Source organism: Streptomyces sp. NPDC002133, assembly GCF_040296405.1.
GTDB lineage: Bacteria > Actinomycetota > Actinomycetes > Streptomycetales > Streptomycetaceae > Streptomyces.
In genome coordinates, this window is record NZ_JBEOXF010000006.1 from 166,270 (window position 1) to 185,468 (window position 19,199).

A 19,199-nucleotide genomic window follows, 5' to 3' on the forward strand; every position below is an offset into this window, starting at 1 on the left:
CCAGCAGCGGGAGGTACACATGGTGTCGTCGTCGGGGACGGAACCCCGGAAGGTCACGATCCATGACGTCGCCCGGTCCGCCGGTGTGTCCCGTCAGACCGTGTCGCGGGCGCTGAACGACAAGGACGAGATCGATGGCTCCACCAAACAGCGCGTGCTCGACGCCGCCCGCGAGCTCGGCTACCGGCCGAGCCGGTTCGCCCGCGGCCTGGTCCGGCAGGACACCACCACCATCGGGTTGGTGATTCCGGACCTGCTCAACCCGTTCTTCACCGAGGTCGCCGCGGCGGCGCTGGAGGCGGCACGGGCCCGTGGCTGGCACGTTGTCGTGTACGACACCGCGGACAGGGCGGAAGAGGAGCTCGGCACGCTTCAGGTGATCGGCTCACAGGTGGATGCGGTCATCGGCTACTTCAGCTGCTCCGAGGACGAACTCGAGGTGTTCACCCGTGGCATCCCGGTGGTGCTCATCGGCCGTGAGCACCACACGCCGCGGTTCAGCTCGATCCGGATCGACGGTGAGGAGGGTGTCCACGCCGCGGTTGCGCACCTGGTCGCTGAGGGCCACACACGGATCGGCATGCTCGATCACGACGGCCGCGCCGAGCCGAGCATCCGGCGCGACTGGTTCGCGACGGCCGCGGCGGCGTACGGGATCGACGCGGGCATGGTGGTCGGCGCGGACCAGTCGGCCGACGGCGGCGGAGCGGCGCTCGAGGCCTTGCTCACCGCTCATCCGGACGTCACCGCGGTCTTCACCTTCAACGACATCATCGCGATCGGCGCCCTGCGCGAGGCACGCCGGCTCGGCAGGAGCGTCCCCCGGGATCTCGCCGTGATCGGCTTCGACGGTCTGAGGCTCGGCGCGCTCGTGGAGCCCCCGCTCTCCAGCGTCGCCCTCGACACGCGAAAGCTCGGCGCGCTCGCCATCGACCAGGTCGCACGGCTGCTGACCGGGGCGAACCCGCTCGGGGCCGACGACCTCGTCGTCCGGGCCGAGTTGCGGTTGGCCGGGTCCGCTTAACCTGCCGGACTCGTGCGCGACCCAAAAGTCTTGACACTCGATCGCACCGGAGCGCACACTTCCGAACAATTATTCAAGCCCCCGTGAGCGCTCCCGTGAACGTTCACGTGAACGCTCACGGGGACGGAAATACATGGTGTTTGTCCCTTCCTGCCACGGCGCTCGGCGCTTGTACCGACACCGTTGCGTCCTGTCCATTCCAACCAGAAGGCATCCCGGAACCACTTGCCTGAGGTGTCAACGTCGACCCGGCTGGCGACGCCGTCGCCAGTCGCTCTCTGGAACGGAAAATATGAGCAGCACAGTCACGCGCATCCGCCTGGCCGTCGTCGCCGCGGCAGCCAGCATCGCCGTACTCGCCGGGTGCTCGTCGCCCGCTTCGTCGGGTGATGCGTCCGCAGCCTCCTGTGAGCCCGCGAAGGGCAAGGTCACCCTCCAGTACTGGAACACCGTTCCGGGCATGGACCAGGTCGTCGCCCTGTGGAACAAGAAGAACCCGAACATCCAGGTCGAGACGAAGAACATCTCCAACGACCAGTACGGCACCCTCGGCAACGCCCTCAAGGCGGGCAAGGCACCGGAGCTCGCGCAGGTCGGCTACGACCAGCTCCCCAACCTGCGCTCCCAGGACGCCTTCGTCGACGCCTCGGCCTGCTCGGCAGCCATCGCGGCCAAGTCGAAGTTCGTGCCCTGGACCTGGTCGCAGACCAGCTTCGGCGGCACCGGCGTGTTCGCCCTCCCGCAGGACACGGGCCCGATGGCACTCTACGTGCGCAACGACATCTTCAAGCAGCACGGCCTCGCGATCCCGAAGACCTGGGACGAGTACGCAGCGCAGGCGCAGAAGCTGCACAAGGCGGACCCCAAGCTCAGCATCACGTTCTTCGACCCGAACAACGCCGAGTGGTTCAACGGACTCCTGTGGCAGAACAACGCCGAGATGTACGACTACTCCGGCGACAAGTGGCACGTCACCGTGGACTCCGACCAGAGCAAGCAGGTCGCCGAGTACTGGCAGAAGCTGATCGCCGCCAAGCTCGTCCGCACCGACCTCGCCCACGGGTCGACCCAGATGTACGCCGCGTACCAGAAGAACCAGATCGCCAGCTACGTCGGCGCCGCCTGGGGCTACAGCATGTTCCGCGACAACCTGCCCGACCAGGCCGGCAAGTGGTCGATCGTTCCGATGCCGACGTGGGGCTCGAGCGCCGCATCCGGCAACTGGGGCGGATCCACCGTCGCGTTCATGAAGGGCAACACGCATCTGTACGAGTCGGTCAAGTTCAACTCCTGGCTGAACACCGACCCGGAAGCCCTCGCGCTGGAGAACAAGCTGGGCGGCCTCTACTCGGCAGCCAATGCCGGTCTGGAGCTTCCCGCGCTCTCGCGGGGCGTCCCGTACTACAACAACGAGAAGATCTTCGACGTCTTCGCCGACTCGTCCAAGAACATCGACACCAGCTTCACCTGGGGGCCCACCCAGAAGACGGTGAACCTGGCGCTCCAGGACGCGATGGCCAAGGCGGCGGCCGGCGACGGCACGCTCACCGACGCACTCTCGGCCGCTCAGGCGGCCGCGCTGAAGTCGATGAAGGATCAGGCGATCCCGGCTACAGCGGGCAAGTGACCGCGGCATGACGGACATCGCAACCCGCGCGACGCGCGTGGTGGCGGCGCCCGGGGTCCGCCGTCGTCTCAACGGCGGCGGCCCCCGGGCAGGCACCATCGTCGCGTTCCTGATCCCGTTCTTCCTTCCGTTCGTGCTGTTCTACCTGGTGCCGATCGTCTACGCGATCTGGCAGAGCTTCCTCGTCGTGCGCCGCACCGGCGGCCAGTACGGCACGTCGTACACGACGTTCGGCGGTTTCGAGCAGTACGTGCACGTGTTCCAGAACACCGAGTTCTGGTCCAGCATCGGGCGCATCGGACTCTTCGGCATCGTGCAGGTGCCGGTCATGCTGTTCGTCGCGCTGACCATGGCGCTGCTGCTCGACACGCCCCTGCTGAAGCTCAAGTCGTTCTTCCGCATCTCGGCATTCATGCCGTATGCCGTGCCCGGCGTCATCGCCGCGATCATGTGGTCGTACCTCTACTCGCCGCAGCTCAGCCCCGTCGTCGACCTGCTCAAGGGCATCGGCTTCCAGCCCGACTTCCTCGGCCCCGGCGCCGTGCTGTGGTCGGCGGCGAACGTCTCGACCTGGCTCTGGACCGGCTACAACATGCTGATCATGTTCTCGGCGCTGCAGTCGATCCCGCAGGAGCTCTACGAAGCCGCCAAGCTCGACGGCGCGAGCAACTGGGTGATCGCGTGGCGGATCAAAGTCCCGATCATCGCCCCGTCGATCATCCTCACCACGGTGTTCTCGATCATCGGCACGCTCCAGCTCTACGCCGAGCCGGCCGTGCTGCGGCAGATCTCCTCGAACATCTCGAGCACGTACACACCGAACATGCTCGCGTATGCGGTGGCATCCGGGAACAACTACCACCAGGCAGCCGCGATCTCCGTGGTCATCGCCGTCATCACCTTCGTTCTGAGCTTCGGGTTCATGCGACTGACCTCGAAGAAGGCGGGACTGTGAGCAACCATCCCCTGATCCGTGAAAGCCGCGTCAGCCGCACGGCTGCCATGGCTCTGATGTTCCTCCTGGCGATCTACTTCCTGCTGCCGATCTACTTTCTGATCGTCGCGGCGACGAAACCGCAGGGCGACCTCGCCTCCACCAACGGGCTGGTGTTCTCGCACTTCCACCTGTTCGACAACCTGGGCACCCTGTTCGGCCGCAGCAACGGCATATTCGGGCGGTGGGCTCTGAACAGTGTGATCTACGCGGTGCTGGGCGCGGCCGTCGGAACCCTGATCTCCGCGCTGTGCGGCTACGCGCTCGCCAAGTTCACCTTCCGGGGCCGCGAGTTGCTGTTCTCCGTCATCCTCGGCGGCGTCCTCGTGCCCACCACCGCGCTCGCGCTCCCGCTGTTCCTTCTGTTCTCGGCCACCGGGATCGTGAACACCTACCTCGCGGTGTTCCTGCCCAGCATCGTCAGTCCGTTCGGTGTCTACCTGGCCCGCATCTTCGCCTCCGCCGCCGTCCCCCAGGAGATCCTCGAGTCGGCGCGCCTGGACGGCGCCGGCGAGTTCCGCACGTTCTTCTCGGTGGCGTTCAGGCTGATGGCGCCGTCGCTGGTGACCATATTCCTCTTCCAGTTCGTCGCCATCTGGAACAACTTCTTCCTGCCGATGGTGATGCTGCAGAAGGAGTCGCTCTTCCCGATCACGCTCGGCCTGTACCAGTGGAACGGCCAGACCGCCCGTGCCCCGCTCCTCCAGGAATCCGTGATCACCGGCTCGCTCGTGTCGATCGTGCCGGTGATCATCCTGTTCGTGCTCCTGCAGCGGTTCTGGCGCACCGGACTCGCCTCCGGCTCCCTCAAGTGACTCCGCACCCCCGCTCTCCAGTCCCTCCGCATCGCCCCGCCAGCACAGAAGGTCCCGCTCCCCATGCGCAATTCCGCCGTCTTCGTGCCCCACTTCCATTGGGACCGGGAATGGTACGAGCCTTTCCAGGTGTTCCGGCACCGGCTCGTCGCCGCTCTCGACACCGTGCTGGACACGGCCGAGGCGAACCCGGACTTCCGGTTCACCGTCGACGGGCAGATGGCCGCGGTCGAGGACTACCTGGAGATGCGACCGGAGAACCGCGATCGGGTCGTGGCCCTGGTCGCCGGCGGCCGGCTCGCCATCGGCCCGTGGCTCATCCTGCTCGACGAGTTCCTCTGCTCCGGCGAGACCATCGTGCGCAACCTGCAGATGGGATGGGCGGCCGCAGCGGACCTCGGCGGCTCGATGCGCATCGGTTATCTGCCGGACATGTTCGGCCACGTCGCGCAGATGCCGCAGATCCTGGCGCGCGCCGGGATCGAGCATGCGGCGCTGTGGCGCGGTGTGCCCGGCTCCGTCGACGGTCACGCCTTCCGCTGGCGCGCTCCCGACGGCTCCGAGGTGCGCACCGAGTTCCTCTTCGACGGCTACGACAACGGCCTCGACGTCCTGCTCGTGCCCGACCAGATCGGACGCGCCCTCGACGAGTACGCGCAGATGACGGCCGATCGGTGGGGTGACGACCCGGTGCTCGCGATGGCCGGCACCGACCACAACGCGCCCGACCCGCAACTCGCGACCTGGCTGCGGCGCGCGGCCGGCGACGAGCGCGCCATCACGATGGCGACGCTCGACGAGTACATCCGCGAGCACGTGCGCGACGAGGTCTCCGCCGTCGTCACCGGTGAGCTGCGCAGCCATGTGCGCGGAAACATTCTCCCGGGCGTGCTCTCCGTGCGGCTCGGGCTCAAGCAGCGCATGGCCGTCGCCGAGCGCACCATCGACCACGCCGAGCGGGTGAACGCCCTGTGGTCCCGGCGCGACGACTCACCGTTCCTCTCGCTCGCGTGGCACAAGATCATCGAGTCGACGGCGCACGACTCGGTCGTCGGCTCCGGCACCGACGAGACCTGCGATCAGGTCGATGCGCGTCTCGCCGAAGCCACGCACACCGCACGGGCGGTCCGGGATGCGGCCCTCGCCGAGCCCGCCGCCCTGGTGCCGAGCGACGGCCACCTCGTCGCCAACCCACTGCCGTTCCCGCGCACGGCATTGGTGGAGGTGGATGTCCTGGCCCCGCCCGAGGGAACCGTTCTGGCCGCGACCGCCGCCGACGGCTCGGCGCAGCCCGTGCAGCTGGTCTCGAAGGCTCCGACCGTGCTCAGCGACGAGCGCATGGACGCCGCGCAGCTCGAACGTGTGCTGCGCCGCATCCACCGCCGCGAGCTCTTCGGGCGTCTGATCGACCACTACGAACTCACCCCGGGGTCGCTCGTCTTCCACCTCGCCGAGGTACCGACGAGCGGACCGTTCGACCTGCTGACCTTGCGCCTCAAGGTCGCTGCCGCGGCCGCCGAGCACCCCGGTGAGTGGAGGGTGCTGACACTGGAGGAAGCCCGCGCGACCGCGCTGGTGCCCGTGAACGTCCCCGCCTCCGGGCTTGCAAGTTTCCGCGTCGGACCGAGCGACCGGGCCGCCGCGCCGTCGACGGCGTTCGCACCCGCGACGGCGAGGGCCCGCGCGCTCTCGAACGGACTGGTCGAGGTCGCGGTCGCCGCCGACGGCACCCTGGACGTGACGGGGGCCGACGGCACCGTACTGCACGGAGTCGGCCGCCTTGTCGACGGCGGTGACCGCGGCGACAGTTACAACTACGCTCCGCCGGCACAGGACCTGCTCGTGGAGGAGCCGGCGGATGTCGCCGTCGAGCTCATCGAGAACGGCCCGCTGCGGTCGAGGATGCGTGTCACCCGCGTCTACGACTGGCCCACCGCGCTCTCCTCCGAGCGCGACCTGCGCAGCAGTCAGACCGTTCCGACCCCGGTGGAGACACTCGTGGAGGTGCGCGCAGGCGAGCCGTTCGTCCGGGTCTCCACGTCGTTCCTGAACCAGTCCGCCGACCACCGGCTGCGTTTCCACGTGCCGCTGCCCGAGCCGGCGGCCGTGTCCGCATCCGCCGGGCAGTTCGCCGTCACCGAGCGCGGGCTCACCGCCGAGGGCGGCTGGGGCGAATACCCGATCCCGACCTTCCCCGCGAGTTCGTTCGTGTCGGCCGGCGCCGCCAACGTACTGCTCGACCACGCCACCGAGTACGAACTCGTCGACGACGGATCCGAACTCGCCATCACTTTGCTGCGCGCGATCGGCTCGATCAGCGTCAACATCCATCCACTCCGTGACGAGCCCGCGGCAACGGAGATCCCCGCGCCGGGCGCGCAAGATCTCGGCGTGCGCATCGAGAACCGTTTCGCCGTCGTGCCCTCGGCAACCGGCTGGCAGGGCGCGAACGCGGTCGCTCTCGCCGAGGACTTCCGCAACGACGTGCTCGTCACCCGCGGGACCGCGTCCGCCGGAGGCCAACTGCCCCCCGACGCCACCGGCGTGCAGGTCCACGGTGCGGACATTCTCGTCTCGAGCATCCGCCGAGTCTGCGACGACGAGCACGGTGACGGCACCGAGGTGCGGCTGGTCGCGATGAACGGCACGGGATCGACCGCCCGCCTGACGGGCGCGTTCACGGAAGTCACCACGGTCGACCTGCTCGGCCGCCCGCTGTCCGCGACGTCGGTCGCGGACGAACTGCAACTCGACCTCGGCCCTTGGGAGATCCGAACGGTCGTGTTCCGTTAGGACGAACCCACGGTGATCGTCAGATGTGCGATCCACGGCACAGGCGGACGTCACTGAGTTCGCCTGCGTCCACCTGGACCCGGCCTTCTCCGCACCACGCCGACGGCCAAGGGCGGCCAGGGCCCGATCACTCGGGTCGGCGCACGCAGTCGGCGTAACGGATCCCTTTTGTTTTCAAGAAAGAGTTGTCACCTCGTGCACTCCCGACTTTCCGCGTATGTATCGGACACCACACCAGGGCGTGGCGCGCTGCGCCCGGCGCGCTCGTGGCTGCACTCCGACGCCCCCTCTCGTTCGCTGAACGGGCTTTGGCGTTTCCGTCTGTCGCCGACGGTCCCGGTGGAAGTGGAATTCGCGGCCGAAGGCTTCGACGACAGCGGCTGGGACAGCATCCCCGTGCCCTCGCACTGGGTGCTCCAGGGTGACGGAGCCTACGGCCGGCCGATCTACACGAACGTGCAGTTCCCGTTCCCGATCGACCCACCCCATGTCCCGGATGAGAACCCCACCGGCGACTATCGGCGCCACTTCGACATGCCCGCCGACTGGGCGGCAGCCGAGCGCGTCGTGCTGCGGTTCGACGGTGTCGAGTCGCTCTTCAAGCTGTGGGTGAACGGCGAAGAGATCGGCAGCGCCGGCGGCAGCCGGCTCGCCCACGAGTTCGACGTGACATCGTCTGTACGCCCGGGCGACAACGTCGTTGCCGTGCGCGTGCACCAATGGTCGGCGGCCAGCTATGTCGAAGACCAGGACCAGTGGTGGCTGCCGGGCATCTTCCGCGATGTCACCGTGATCGCACGGCCGGCCGGGGGCATCGAGGACGTCTGGTTGCGAACCGGGTTCGATAACGGGCACGGACGCGTCGAGACGGAGGTCACCGCCGATGCGGCGGCATTCCCCGTCACCCTTCGCCTCCCTGAACTCGGCATCGAGCAGGTCTGGGCAACTCCGGCCGACGTGGCCCCGTTCGACGTCGATCACGTGGAGCCCTGGTCGGCCGAGCAGCCTCGCCTGTACGACGTCACCGTGTCGACGGCCGCGGAGAGCATCGCCATGCGGGTCGGTTTCCGCACCGTCGAGATCCGCGGTGACCAGTTCCTGGTCAACGGCCGCCGCGTCGTGTTCCACGGGATGAATCGTCACGAGACCCACCCCGAGCGCGGCCGCGTCTTCGACGAGGAGCACGCCCGCGAAGACCTGGCCCGCATGAAGCGGTTCAACGTGAACGCGATCCGCACCAGCCACTACCCACCGCATCCACGACTGCTCGACCTTGCCGACGAGCTCGGATTCTGGGTCATCCTCGAATGCGATCTCGAGACGCACGGCTTCGACAAACTCGACTGGGTCGGCAATCCGAGCGATGACCCGGCGTGGCGTGAGGCGTACCTCGACCGCATCCAGCGCACGGTCGAACGAGACAAGAACCATCCCAGTATCGTCATCTGGTCGCTCGGCAACGAAGCGGGAACGGGCAGCAACCTCGCCGCGATGTCGGCCTGGGTCCATGCCCGCGACGCCGGACGACCCGTGCACTACGAAGGCGACCACGCCGGCGAATACACCGACATCTACTCGCGCATGTACGCGTCGGTGCTCGAGACCGAGCAGATCGGAACCGACGGCTCACGCTCGACGCTGCTGAACTGCACTCCCGCGCAGGGCGCTCGGCAGCGCACCAAGCCGTTCCTGCTCTGCGAGTACGCCCACGCGATGGGCAACGGGCCGGGAGCGCTCGACCAGTACGAGGCGCTGGTGCACGAGCATCCGCGGCTGCACGGCGGCTTCGTCTGGGAATGGCGCGATCACGGCATCCTGACGACGACCCCGGACGGTACGCCCTACTACGCGTACGGCGGTGACTTCGGAGAGGTCGTACACGACGGCAACTTCGTCATGGACGGAATGCTGTTGAGCAACGATGTCCCGACTCCCAGCCTCCACGAGTACAAGGCGGTCGTGCAGCCGGTCCGCTTCACCTTCGATGGTGACGACGTCGCGATGACCAACCTGCGGCACTCGGCCGACACGTCCGACCTGCGCATCCGCTGGCGCGTCGAGCACGACGGGACATCGGTGGATTCCGGGGACATGGAGGTCCCCGTCCTCGCGGCAGGCGACTCGGCGCGTGTGCCGCTTCCCCGGATCCCGGTGTCCCAAGTCTCGGAGACGTGGCTCACCATTGACGCGGTACTGGCGGCCGGGACCGCCTGGGCGAGCGACGGGCATGTGATCGCGACCGCACAGGTGGACCGTTCGACGCGTCGTCCCGCGCCCGGCGTGCGCCCTCGGGCCAATTGGCGGCCTGGCGACGGAACGCTGACACTCGGAATCGCCGAGTTCATCGACGGGTCCCTCGTGCGTCTCGCCGGCCGCGCTGTGGCGGGCCCGCGGTTGGAACTGTTTCGTGCCCCGACCGACAACGATGAAGGCGCGTCCGAAGAGGTCGAGGAGAGCGACGCCGGCGTCGCCGGGGTTTCCCATGCCGAACTGTGGCGTCGCGACGGACTCGACCGGATGACGTCGCGGCGAGTATCCGTGAGGCGCACTGCTGAAGCCCTGCAAACGATCGACAGAGTCTCCGCGGCGAACTCCGCCTTGTCGGTGATGGTGGAGTCCGTCTGGTCGCTCGAGGGCGACGAACTGGAGCTGCGTGTCGAGATCGAGCCCTCGAGCGGTTGGCTGACGGTGTGGCCGCGGATCGGGATACGTTTCGACCTGCCCGATGGCGCGGCTCCTGTCGATGGCGCCGAGTGGTTCGGCCTCGGACCGCTCGAGTCCTACCCGGACAGTCTCCGCGGGGCACGCACCGGCCGTTTCTCCTCCACCGTCCGCGACCTCTCCGTCGACTATGCGCGACCCCAGGAGACCGGGCACCGCTCCCAATTGCGACAGCTCGCGCTGACGAGTGCCGGCACCGAGGTGCTGCGCATCGTGACACTCCCGGACACGCACGGACGTCGCCCCGGCTTCACGCTCAGCCGCCACACCCCACAGCAGATCGCACAGGCCGGACACCCGTTTGAACTTCCGGATTCGACGACGAGTCACCTGATCGTCGACGCCGCCCAGCACGGGCTCGGCTCGCGGGCCTGCGGACCCGATGTGTGGCCCGAGTTCTCGCTTCGCCCCGAAGCCCGCACGATCAGGCTTCGCATCGCAGCAGGCCGGCTACCCGCACAGTCCACTCCGTCCACGGCGCAGCCTCGAGTGTCGTAGCGCCGTGGAGGCGCCGACGTCTCGGATCCCCCGACACCGTCGCGGTCCTCGCTCGCCTCCAGCACACTCGCCGGTGAGCCGGCTGAAGGGGGACGGGCCCCTGTCCCTGTCCCACTCCATCCGGGCGTCGTCGTCGGCGTCGAGCATGTGCAGCGCGTCGGCCCGGCCGTCCGGTTTCGAGGTCGGCAGCACCCAGTCGACACGACCGGACGCGAAGGGCGTCCTGACGACGGTCTCGGCGTCGAGCCCGGCGGCCCGCCTTGGGTCACGGGTACGTCCGCGAGTTCTCAGAGCGTTCGCAGACCGGGTCCTGGATCGCGCTCACGGTGTACGGGGGCTTCCCCGGGGGCTCGTCGTTCTGGCTGTTGACGACGTACAGCCGGCAGCCGTGGCGGGCCAGCGTTGTGGGCAGGTCGAAGGGTTCGCCGGTGATCCGGTGGGTCACGGACCCGGCCCGCAGGCCCTCGTCCAGCTCGGCGATGTAGACGCCGCTCGGGGCGCCGTAGTTGAGCACGGCGTACAGCGTGCGGCCGCGCAGCAGCATGCCGTCCGCGCCGAAGGACGCCCCGCCGAGGTCCAGGTGCCCGGTCTCCCGGGTGGCGACGTCCACCCGCCACACGGCCTCGGTGCCGTTGGAGGCCACGAGCAGGGTCGTGCCCTCTTCGTCCGCCACGATGCCGTTGAGCAGCCAGTACTGGGCCGGGAACTGCGGGAAGGCGGAACGGATGTCGAGCCAGGGCAGGAGCGGGCCCAGGGTGCCGCCGTGGATCTCGGCTCGGTGGACGACGGGGTTGGCCCAGTCCGTGACGTAGACGGCGTCCTTGGTGATCACCAGGTCGTTGAGATCGGGCGCCCCGAGCGGACCGTCCTGTGCAGCGCGCGAGGCCAGCAGCCGCCCAGCGCGGTCGTGAACGGTCAGCTCGGCGCCGCCCACCGAGAAGATCCGCCCTCGGGGGTCGGTGTGCACCCCCAGGGTGCTCGGCCGGCCCTCGACGCCCTCGGCGCGGAAGGGCCGCAGCCGGGGATCGCGGACGTTCCCGCGGTACAGCGCGCCGGTGCCGTCCGAGGACACGTACATCGTGCCGTCGCGGCCGATGGCGATGCCTTCGGGCAGGACGCCCGGGGACCGCGACACGACGTAGGTGTCGGGCAGTTGGCGGGCGACGGCCGGGGCGGGCACGGCGGCGAGGCCGACCAGCAGGACCGAGGCGCCGAGGCGCACAAGACGGGCGGTTCCGGGCATCGTCGCGACCTCCGGGGACGTGTACGTGTACGTGGACGGGCCCCGCTCCGCGGCGCCGCATCGAGAGCCTGTCGGGCGCACTTCGCCGTCGCACGGCCTTTCATGTCTGGGCGAAAGGCTCCACCGGACCGATAATCGTCGGCGTGATCCGTTTACACTTCGACGCCGCCGATCTGCGCCAGATCACCCTCGCCCCGGAGCCCAACGCCTTGTGGGAGACCGCTCTCAGCGTGCGCGGCCTGCGCACCGGTACGGCCTCCGGAGGCCGCGCCCGCCCCGCCGTCGACCGGTGGCAGCGCCGGATGAACGGAAGCCTGGCGGCGCGCGCCGGAGTCCTCCTCGACCTGGTGCCGCGCGACGGCTCCATGCCGGATTTCCTGCTGCAGCCGTCCGTCGGGGACTTCGCCACCGCCCTCGATCTGGCCGGCCGCACCTCCGCCGAGCGGTTGGCCACGGACCTGCGGCTCGAGGACTCCTCCGGCTCCTCCGGCACGTCCGGCGGCTGGTCGCGCGAGTTCGCCGCCGGCGCGGCCGCGGCCCGCCGGACCTTCACTCACGATTTGCGGCGCTATCACGCCTCGTCGATCGCTCCGCTGTGGCCGCGGGTCCGGACCGACGGCCTGGCCGATCGCGCCCTCCGTGCCGAGATGCTGCTGCGCGGGGGCGTCGACGCCCTTCTGACCACGCTCAGCCCCTCGTGGCTCTGGGATCCGCCGACCCTGCACCTTCCATCGCGGTCCACGTACGACATCCCGCTGTGCGGCCGCGGGCTGCTGCTGATGCCGTCCTGGTTCGCGACGGGGCCGCTCGTGATGTGGCGTCCCGAGCAGTCGACGGTGCTGGTTTACCCGATGCACGTGTCGGACCGGCCGGACGCACCGCCCGGCGCCCTGGGGCCGCTGCTCGGGCGGACTCGGGCGGCCGTGCTCGCCGCTCTCCGGGACCCGGCGACGACCACCGCGCTGGCCGAGCGGATCGGGATCTCCCTTGCGGCGGCCAGCCAGCACGCCACCGTCCTGCGGAACGCCGGGCTGGTGTGCACCACCCGGATCGGCACGGCGGTCCTTCACAGCCTGACCCCGCTCGGGCAAGGCCTGCTGGAGGGCGAGCCCCACGGCCGGCGACAGCGGGCAAGCCAGGCCGTGGTGCGTTCTCCGAGTGTCGGTGAGGCGGTCGACGACGGCAGCGCAGCGCCGCGGACCCATTGAGTACGCGTACGGATGGTGCTGCGCAGCGACGCCCGAGCAGGATTTCCTTGTGACGGATTCCCCTGCACAGACGGCCGGCGCTCGCGGCGCACAGTCGCCACGCTCCTCGTGGTGACGACCCCGCTATTGCTCCCTCTGCTGAGCGGGTCGTTCACCCGATCGGCGGCGGCATGGCCGGACACACGCCGTGACACCGTTCCAGCCCCGGCTGCGCAAGCTGACGCTCACCCTCCACGTCACCGCCTCTGTCGGCTCGCTGGGCGCGGTCGCAGCCCTTCTTGCCCGCGCCGTCGCCCGCCCGACCAGCACCTCTCCCCAGACCGTGCGGGGCGCCCATCTGGCCAAGGACGTGGTGGGCTGGTACGTCATCGCTCCCTTCAGCTTCGCCTCCCTGCCGACCGGGCCGATCCAGTCATTCGGGACGGTATGGGACTGCTGCGCCACTACTGGGTGATCGCGAAGCTGCTGATCACGGCGATCGCGACCCTCCTGCTGCTGGTCCACATGCAGCCGGTCGGGCACCTCGCCGAAGCAGCCGCGCGGGCCACGCCGGCGGGCGGCGAGCTGGAGGGCGTGCGCATCCAGCTGATCGCCGACGCGGCCGCGCCTGTCGGGGTGCTCCTGACCGCCGCCGCACTGTCGGTGTTCAAACCGCGCGGGGTGACCCGCCACGGGCGCCGCCGTCGGCGTGAGGAGAGCCCGCTGCCCGGCTGAGCCGGTCCCTGTCCGTCGTCCGTCAGCCGAGGCCTGCGAGCAGTTCGTTGCACGCCTGCTCGCAGGAGCGGCAGGCTTCGGCGCAGACGCGGCAGTGCTCGTGCATGTCCGCGTGGGAGCCGCATTCGTCGCCACACGCCTTGCAGGCCGTGGCGCACGCCTGGAGGATCGCGCGGGTGACGTTGGCGTCGTAGCCGGTGTGCCGGGAGAGGACGGCCGCGGTGGCGGTGCAGATGTCGGCGCAGTCCATGTCGGTGCGGATGCACTTGGTCAGATGGCCGACCATGCCCTCGGACAGGCAGGCGTCCGCGCACGCGGTACACGCCTGGGCGCAGGCGATGCACTGCTCGATACAGCGGGTGAGCTTGGCCTGGTCGATGTTGCCGAGGTCGGCCGGGTATGTGGCGAGCATGTCCTTGACGGTGCTGGTCATCGCGGTACCTCCTGATCCCGCGGGGCGGGTGGGTTGGTCGGTTGCCTGCGAGCCCCGGTACACCTCCAGCTAACGCCTGACGGGACGAGCCTGCCCGGGCGCACCGGAGAAGGCGCCCCGGCAGGCTCGTGCGGGACCGGCTCAGGGGTAGGCGTGGACAACCGCGTGGCTCATGCCGCGGCCGACCATCCACTTTTTCACCGGCGTGGTGCGCTGCACCGCTGCGCAGAAGGGATCATCCCCGTCAGCCGGTCGACACGCGCCGCATGATGCAAGAAGACCCCGCCGCCGGCGGTCGGCGTGAGGAGCAGAGCCGGCGGCTGGACGCCTTCCTCCAGCGCGCGGCCGAAGAAGGCCATCTGCGCCCCGATGTTTCCCTGGCGTGGGTGAGGGCGATCCTCGATCAGCTGGGGGACAGCGCTGCACATCGGTCTCCCGAAGTGGAGCCTCCGCAGGCGGCCGACCTGGTCGTGGACACGTTCCTCAACGGTGTTGGCAGGTCCTGACACCCCACCGGCACGCGGATGACGGGCCGCAGCTCAACGACCCTTTCAACCCAGGTGAGTTGCAGGAGCCCAGCCGCTCTGCTGCGGCTTGGCGCTGACCGGGAGCCACGTCCGAAGTCTGAAGCTGACAGTACGGTGTGACCTGACCCATGCCCGAGAGCGCGACGGAGTTGCCATGCCCCCGCATATGAAGCTGACGGCGATAACACTCGACTGCCCCGATCCCGAGGCGTTGGCCGCGTTCTATCGGCAGGCGACCGGGCTCGTGCCTCACCCCGAATCCAACGGTGACTTCGCCGGCCTCACTCGCGGGGACGGGTTCGTCATCGGCTTCCAGCGCGTTGACAACCACCAGCCTCCACACTGGCCCGACCAGGCCGCGCCACAACAAGTCCACCTCGACTTCGCAGTCCATGACCTCGACGAGGCGGAGGCCTTGCTGCTGGAGCTGGGCGCGGTCAAGCCGGAGCATCAACCTGGCGGCGACAGGTGGCGGGTCTTTGCCGATCCCGCCGGGCATCCGTTCTGCCTGACCAGAAGCTGAGTCAAGGTCACTGCGAGCGGCCTCCCACCCAAAGACCTACGAGCGTCTCGGCCTGACTTGGGGTGCTGCGCGTTGGGCGTCCGGGAATCTGCGAACCTGCACACTTCTCTTCGTCCTGAGCAACTCCCGTCAGATTGAAGGTGGTTGCGCTACGATCTCGGCGCTCCGTCCGGCCGGGGCGGGCAGAGGGCGGACGATCGCGGGCGCGAAATGAGGGATGGTGGGGGACTGAGGCTGCTGACACCGCTGCTGGTGTGCGGGGTGGTGGCGGCGGTCGCCGCCTGCGGTGGTTCCACCGGCGACCAGGGCAGCCGGTCCTTGGAGTTGGAGAAGAAGTGGCACGGCAGGATCAGCGACGCGGTGAGCGCGAAGCCCGAGGCATGCAGGGCGGGCGTTGGCAGTGCCTGCGAGGCCCGTGCGGCGGCCGTGCACGCGATCACGGAGCAGCTGCGCGAGGACGTGGAGGCCCGTCCGGACAAGGAGCGGTACCAGGCGACGCTGGACGGCGCCATGGCCATCGACAAGGACTACGACGAGTACTTCGGCAAGCTGTGCGCCACCGTCCCCGAGAAGAGGGCGCATGGCCGTGCCTGCCGCGTGCACCCTCGGCACAGGGCGTAGCCGCCGGCTCACCCCTGCGCTCATGTGCGTAGGAGGGCCTCACGCATGCGAAGTCTTGGCGTGCCATGGTTGCTGTGCTGCAGGCCCCAGTCTGCGAGGGTCCGCGGGGTGGCCTGCCTGCCACGAAACGGGCCAGCAGGGACTGGGAAAGGGTGATCTCCTCGGTGCTGTAACCAGCCGCTGCCGCCGAGTACACCGGCACCTCCTCGGCGCCGTCCACCGTCTCCAGGCGCAGGTCCATCTGCGCCGGCTCACCGCCCATGCCGGACACCGCCGTGAGCAACGCTTCCACGGCCGTCCCCAGCCGACTGCCCACCGTGCCGCGCACGGGCGCAGCCTCGACGGTCGCAGAGCGCACGCTCGTCCACGTCCACGCTTGTGAGCCGTCGGGGTCCACCGCCTCCAGCCCTTCCGCGGTGAGCCGGACACAGCGCCCGTCCACGGCCGGCGGAGAACCCACGTACATCGCATCCTCGCTGATCCAGAACAGCCCGACCATGGCCACAGTTCGCTCTCACCCCGTATTTCCGGCACGGCGCGCATGGGTACACGAGGGCGCGGGCGACGAACGCACCATCCCGCCGTGCTTGTCTTCCCCGGTGTGGTCGCCGAGCGAGGGCCAGGGCACCTGACCGTCACGGCGGCGATTCGCCCCATGCCTCTGGGCCGCCGCCCCGCCACTCGATCAGCTCCGGATCGTCGACTGCGGTATCGGTTTCCGGCAGATTGGCGCGACGCAGGAATTTCAGCACGTCGAACAGGTTGTACGCAGTGCCGGCCTGCTTGCCGCGGATCGTCACCCGCCTGCCGCCGCTCGGCTCCGGCGGATGAACGATCACGGGTGGGTTCCCGGCCACAGTCCCAGCGTCCGTCCGGATCGGTGCGGACGCATCCGGACAGGCGCGGCCCGACACGTAGCTGCTCAAGAGCCCGAGCGCTCAGGTTCTTGCTGTCTTCTGCTTCTGGGAACGGGGAGGGGGACGACGAGTGCGCGACCTTTCGAGGTTGCCGGCCGGCTCCTGTACCAACTGCTTCGCAGCCATGGACAGGCGATGCCGAGGCGATCGGCCGTGCACAGAGCGAGATGAGGGCCCGGGTTCGTGTGGTGGTGACCGTCGGGACGCCGCTGGCTGGTCCGCCGGTCGCTGGGCGACGCGGACGCTCGGTGCTCGGGCCCTGGAGTCACTGCTGCGAGGTCAGGTGTCGCAGTCCGTTCTCCAGCAGTGCGAACGCGTGTTCCGCATCAGTCACCGCGCCCGCATAGCGCGCGTCGGCCGGCTCCCCGTACGCCAGGCGTTCGGCATTGTCCTGTGCCAGCGCCCAGTGGACCGCGACGATCTGGACGGCGGCCAATCGCGCCGTGAGTTCCGGAGTCTCCGCCGTCTCCTGCAATGCCTGGGCGAGCGCTCGTTCGGCGCCGGCCTTGAACCGTTCCATCCGGGCCACCAGTGAGGGCGCGTCGAGGATCATCCGATGGACCCTGCGCACCTGGGGATGGTCGTTGAGCCCGGTGATCGGGTCTCGCTCGCGCAGCCCCTCGAGGAAGTGCTCGCGCACCGCGGTCAGCGGGGCGGTGCGGGCCGGGCGGGCCCGCACGACGCGTGCGATCTCGGTCTCGTGGTCGGCGAGGCGGTGCACCACGAGGTCTTCCTTCGTCGGGAAGTAGGCGAAGAGTGTGCGTTTGGACACTTCGGCCGCCTCGGCTACCTGGGCCACCGAGACCTGGTTGAAGCCGTGTTCGAGGAACAGCGTGATCGCCGCATCGGAGATCGCCGCGTGGGTCCGCTGCTTCTTCCGTTCCCGTAGCCCTGGCTTGCCGTCCACGACATACACCGTAGCAAGTGGCTTTCCCGAGGATATTTCTGCACCTGGTATACATTTGCCCCGAGGCGAGAGATGAGACGGAGTGAAGGTGTTGACGAAAAGCACGACCGAGGTCCTCATCACGGGGGCCGGCCCGACCGGACTGATGCTGGCGTACGAACTGGCTCTGGCCGGGGTCGAGACCCTGGTGCTGGAGAAGCTGCCCCGGCGCATCGAACAGGTGAAGGGCGGCGGGATTCAGCCCCGTACCGCTGAGCTGCTGGAATCGCGCGGGCTACTGGAGCCGTTGCTGCACCGGGCCACGCCGCGTGATCCGGTCGGCGGGCACTTCGCGGCCCTGCCCGTGCCCTTGGACTGCACACACTGGCAAACCAGGCACCCTTTCCCGATCGCGATCCCTCAGTGGGAGATCGAGGAAGTACTCGAAGAGCGGGCGATCGCCGCCGGCGCGCGGATTCTGCGCGGCACTGCCGTCTCAGGGGTCGACTCGGACAACGACGGTGTGGTCGTGACGGCGGACGGTCTGCAGGCGCGGGCACGCTACCTGGCGGCGTGCGACGGCGGCCGCAGTACGGTGCGGAAACTGCTCGGGCTGCCGTTTCCCGGTAGGCCCGGGACCCATCAGGCGGTGCTGGCCGACATCCGCCTGTCCGCCGTATCGTCGCTGGTGCCGCAGCAGACAGGGCATATGAGCACCCTGACCCGTCAAGCGGGCGGTTACTGGGCCATGCTGGCCCCTCTCGGCGGCGACCGGTACCGGTTCACCTTCGGGCGGGCGGACCAGGCGGACACCACCAGCGACACCCCCATCACCCACGAGGAGATCACCACCGCGCTGCAGGCCGTGTACGGCCATGAGACCACCCTCGGTGCCGTGGACAACTCTTCCCGGTTCACCGACGCCACCCGACAACTGGAGCGCTACCGCGCGGGCCGGGTCCTGTTCGGGGGCGACGCCGCACACATCCACCCGCCACTCGGCGGCCAGGGTCTCAACCTCGGCATACAGGACGCGTTCAACCTCGGTTGGAAACTGGCCGCAGCCGTCCAGGACCGGGCGCCGAGCGATCTCCTGGACAGCTACCACGCCGAACGGCATCCGGTCGGAGCCCAGGTCCTGCATCACACGTCGGCGCAGCGGGTCCTGGCAGATCCGAACCCGAGCGAGGATGTGTCCGCCCTGCGCGACATCTTCATCGACCTGCTGCGACTGCCCGACACCAACCGCCACATCGCAGGACTGATCTCCGGCCTCTCCCTGCGCTACCCCCTGTCCGGCGATCATCCGCTCACCGGGCAACGCATGCCGGACGCCGACCTGGTCACCGGAGCCGGCCCCACCCGGCTGTCGACGCTGTTCGGCTCGGGGCACGCCGTCCTGCTCGATCTGGCCGGAACCGTCCCGGTCGACCTCCGACTCCCGCCCCGAATCGACCTCGTTCGCGCCACATGCACCGACGATCCGGGCGCTGCTGCCCTGCTCATCCGTCCCGACGGCTACATCTGCTGGGCTGCGGACGGCTCCGCCCCCTGCGGCGACAGCCTGCTTGCCGCAATCGCCGGCAACCTTGCGAAGGTGCCCTGAGCCGGGCGTCCACCATGGCCTCATCGCACTCGACGGTGGCCCATCCGCA

Annotated in this window: 17 protein-coding genes; 13 read left to right on the forward strand and 4 right to left on the reverse strand. The window is 69.1% G+C overall.

From position 1 onward, the window contains the following. The first annotated feature begins 19 nt into the window (after positions 1–19). The 6 genes from ABT078_RS10220 to ABT078_RS10245 all read left to right on the forward strand — a co-directional run bounded on the left by ABT078_RS10220 (position 20) and on the right by ABT078_RS10245 (position 10,472). Positions 20–1,024, forward strand: coding sequence for a LacI family DNA-binding transcriptional regulator (locus tag ABT078_RS10220; RefSeq protein WP_351225856.1), 1,005 nt, complete (start codon positions 20–22; stop codon positions 1,022–1,024). A 292-nt stretch (positions 1,025–1,316) separates the two neighbouring features. After that, complete coding sequence (locus ABT078_RS10225) at positions 1,317–2,651, forward strand: ABC transporter substrate-binding protein (protein WP_351225858.1); 1,335 nt, start codon at positions 1,317–1,319, stop codon at positions 2,649–2,651. A gap of 7 nt (positions 2,652–2,658) precedes the next feature. After that, on the forward strand, positions 2,659–3,606 hold the full coding sequence (locus tag ABT078_RS10230) for a carbohydrate ABC transporter permease (RefSeq protein ID WP_351225860.1): 948 nt from the start codon (positions 2,659–2,661) through the stop codon (positions 3,604–3,606). Between the two features lie 47 nt (positions 3,607–3,653). Beyond that, the gene (locus ABT078_RS10235; RefSeq protein WP_351226022.1) at positions 3,654–4,460 is read left to right on the forward strand and encodes a carbohydrate ABC transporter permease; all 807 of its coding nucleotides are present in this window, start codon (positions 3,654–3,656) and stop codon (positions 4,458–4,460) included. Between the two features lie 63 nt (positions 4,461–4,523). Further along, entirely contained in the window at positions 4,524–7,253 is a 2,730-nt protein-coding gene (locus ABT078_RS10240; protein ID WP_351225862.1) for a glycoside hydrolase family 38 N-terminal domain-containing protein, read from the forward strand. Between the two features lie 195 nt (positions 7,254–7,448). Beyond that, positions 7,449–10,472 (forward strand): glycoside hydrolase family 2 TIM barrel-domain containing protein, encoded by a 3,024-nt coding sequence (locus tag ABT078_RS10245; protein WP_351225864.1) that lies wholly within the window; start codon positions 7,449–7,451, stop codon positions 10,470–10,472. Between the two features lie 265 nt (positions 10,473–10,737). Here ABT078_RS10245 and ABT078_RS10255 read toward each other — a convergent pair whose 3' ends face one another. After that, positions 10,738–11,715, reverse strand: a complete 978-nt coding sequence (locus ABT078_RS10255; protein ID WP_351225866.1) for an SMP-30/gluconolactonase/LRE family protein — start codon at positions 11,713–11,715, stop codon at positions 10,738–10,740. A 143-nt stretch (positions 11,716–11,858) separates the two neighbouring features. Here ABT078_RS10255 and ABT078_RS10260 point away from each other — a divergent pair, with 143 nt between their 5' ends. The 3 genes from ABT078_RS10260 to ABT078_RS10270 all read left to right on the forward strand — a co-directional run bounded on the left by ABT078_RS10260 (position 11,859) and on the right by ABT078_RS10270 (position 13,637). Next, positions 11,859–12,923, forward strand: coding sequence for an ArsR/SmtB family transcription factor (locus tag ABT078_RS10260; protein ID WP_351225868.1), 1,065 nt, complete (start codon positions 11,859–11,861; stop codon positions 12,921–12,923). Between the two features lie 187 nt (positions 12,924–13,110). After that, positions 13,111–13,377 (forward strand): hypothetical protein, encoded by a 267-nt coding sequence (locus ABT078_RS10265; protein ID WP_351225870.1) that lies wholly within the window; start codon positions 13,111–13,113, stop codon positions 13,375–13,377. Continuing rightward, positions 13,350–13,637 (forward strand): hypothetical protein, encoded by a 288-nt coding sequence (locus ABT078_RS10270; protein WP_351225872.1) that lies wholly within the window; start codon positions 13,350–13,352, stop codon positions 13,635–13,637. Before ABT078_RS10265 ends, ABT078_RS10270 begins: the two co-directional genes overlap by 28 nt. A gap of 22 nt (positions 13,638–13,659) precedes the next feature. On the opposite strand, the gene ABT078_RS10275 is transcribed toward ABT078_RS10270, so the two are convergent. Continuing rightward, positions 13,660–14,070, reverse strand: coding sequence for a four-helix bundle copper-binding protein (locus ABT078_RS10275; protein WP_351225874.1), 411 nt, complete (start codon positions 14,068–14,070; stop codon positions 13,660–13,662). Positions 14,071–14,336: 266 nt separating this feature from the next. Between ABT078_RS10275 and ABT078_RS10280 the strand changes: the two genes are divergently transcribed. The 3 genes from ABT078_RS10280 (at position 14,337) to ABT078_RS10290 (ending at position 15,741) form a co-directional block, all read left to right on the forward strand. Further along, positions 14,337–14,576 (forward strand): hypothetical protein, encoded by a 240-nt coding sequence (locus tag ABT078_RS10280; RefSeq protein WP_351225876.1) that lies wholly within the window; start codon positions 14,337–14,339, stop codon positions 14,574–14,576. Positions 14,577–14,751: 175 nt separating this feature from the next. Beyond that, positions 14,752–15,120, forward strand: coding sequence for a VOC family protein (locus ABT078_RS10285; protein WP_351225878.1), 369 nt, complete (start codon positions 14,752–14,754; stop codon positions 15,118–15,120). A gap of 210 nt (positions 15,121–15,330) precedes the next feature. Further along, on the forward strand, positions 15,331–15,741 hold the full coding sequence (locus ABT078_RS10290; RefSeq protein WP_351225880.1) for a hypothetical protein: 411 nt from the start codon (positions 15,331–15,333) through the stop codon (positions 15,739–15,741). A 635-nt stretch (positions 15,742–16,376) separates the two neighbouring features. Here ABT078_RS10290 and ABT078_RS10295 read toward each other — a convergent pair. After that, positions 16,377–16,580, reverse strand: coding sequence for a hypothetical protein (locus ABT078_RS10295; RefSeq protein WP_502981191.1), 204 nt, complete (start codon positions 16,578–16,580; stop codon positions 16,377–16,379). Positions 16,581–16,923: 343 nt separating this feature from the next. Continuing rightward, positions 16,924–17,574, reverse strand: coding sequence for a TetR/AcrR family transcriptional regulator (locus ABT078_RS10300; RefSeq protein ID WP_502981192.1), 651 nt, complete (start codon positions 17,572–17,574; stop codon positions 16,924–16,926). A 79-nt stretch (positions 17,575–17,653) separates the two neighbouring features. Here ABT078_RS10300 and ABT078_RS10305 point away from each other — a divergent pair, with 79 nt between their 5' ends. Then, a complete protein-coding gene (locus ABT078_RS10305) occupies positions 17,654–19,150 on the forward strand; it encodes an FAD-dependent monooxygenase (RefSeq protein ID WP_351225886.1) in 1,497 nt (498 codons plus the stop codon). The last annotated feature ends 49 nt before the right edge of the window (positions 19,151–19,199 follow it).

Coding starts and splice junctions, on each gene's coding strand:
- ABT078_RS10220 (WP_351225856.1), top strand. CDS start 20: ATGGTGTCGTCGTCGGGGACGGAACCCCGGAAGGTCACGATCCATGAC.
- ABT078_RS10225 (WP_351225858.1), top strand. CDS start 1,317: ATGAGCAGCACAGTCACGCGCATCCGCCTGGCCGTCGTCGCCGCGGCA.
- ABT078_RS10230 (WP_351225860.1), top strand. CDS start 2,659: ATGACGGACATCGCAACCCGCGCGACGCGCGTGGTGGCGGCGCCCGGG.
- ABT078_RS10235 (WP_351226022.1), top strand. CDS start 3,654: ATGGCTCTGATGTTCCTCCTGGCGATCTACTTCCTGCTGCCGATCTAC.
- ABT078_RS10240 (WP_351225862.1), top strand. CDS start 4,524: ATGCGCAATTCCGCCGTCTTCGTGCCCCACTTCCATTGGGACCGGGAA.
- ABT078_RS10255 (WP_351225866.1), bottom strand. CDS start 11,715: ATGCCCGGAACCGCCCGTCTTGTGCGCCTCGGCGCCTCGGTCCTGCTG.
- ABT078_RS10270 (WP_351225872.1), top strand. CDS start 13,350: ATGGGACTGCTGCGCCACTACTGGGTGATCGCGAAGCTGCTGATCACG.
- ABT078_RS10275 (WP_351225874.1), bottom strand. CDS start 14,070: ATGACCAGCACCGTCAAGGACATGCTCGCCACATACCCGGCCGACCTC.
- ABT078_RS10280 (WP_351225876.1), top strand. CDS start 14,337: ATGATGCAAGAAGACCCCGCCGCCGGCGGTCGGCGTGAGGAGCAGAGC.
- ABT078_RS10285 (WP_351225878.1), top strand. CDS start 14,752: ATGCCCCCGCATATGAAGCTGACGGCGATAACACTCGACTGCCCCGAT.
- ABT078_RS10290 (WP_351225880.1), top strand. CDS start 15,331: ATGAGGGATGGTGGGGGACTGAGGCTGCTGACACCGCTGCTGGTGTGC.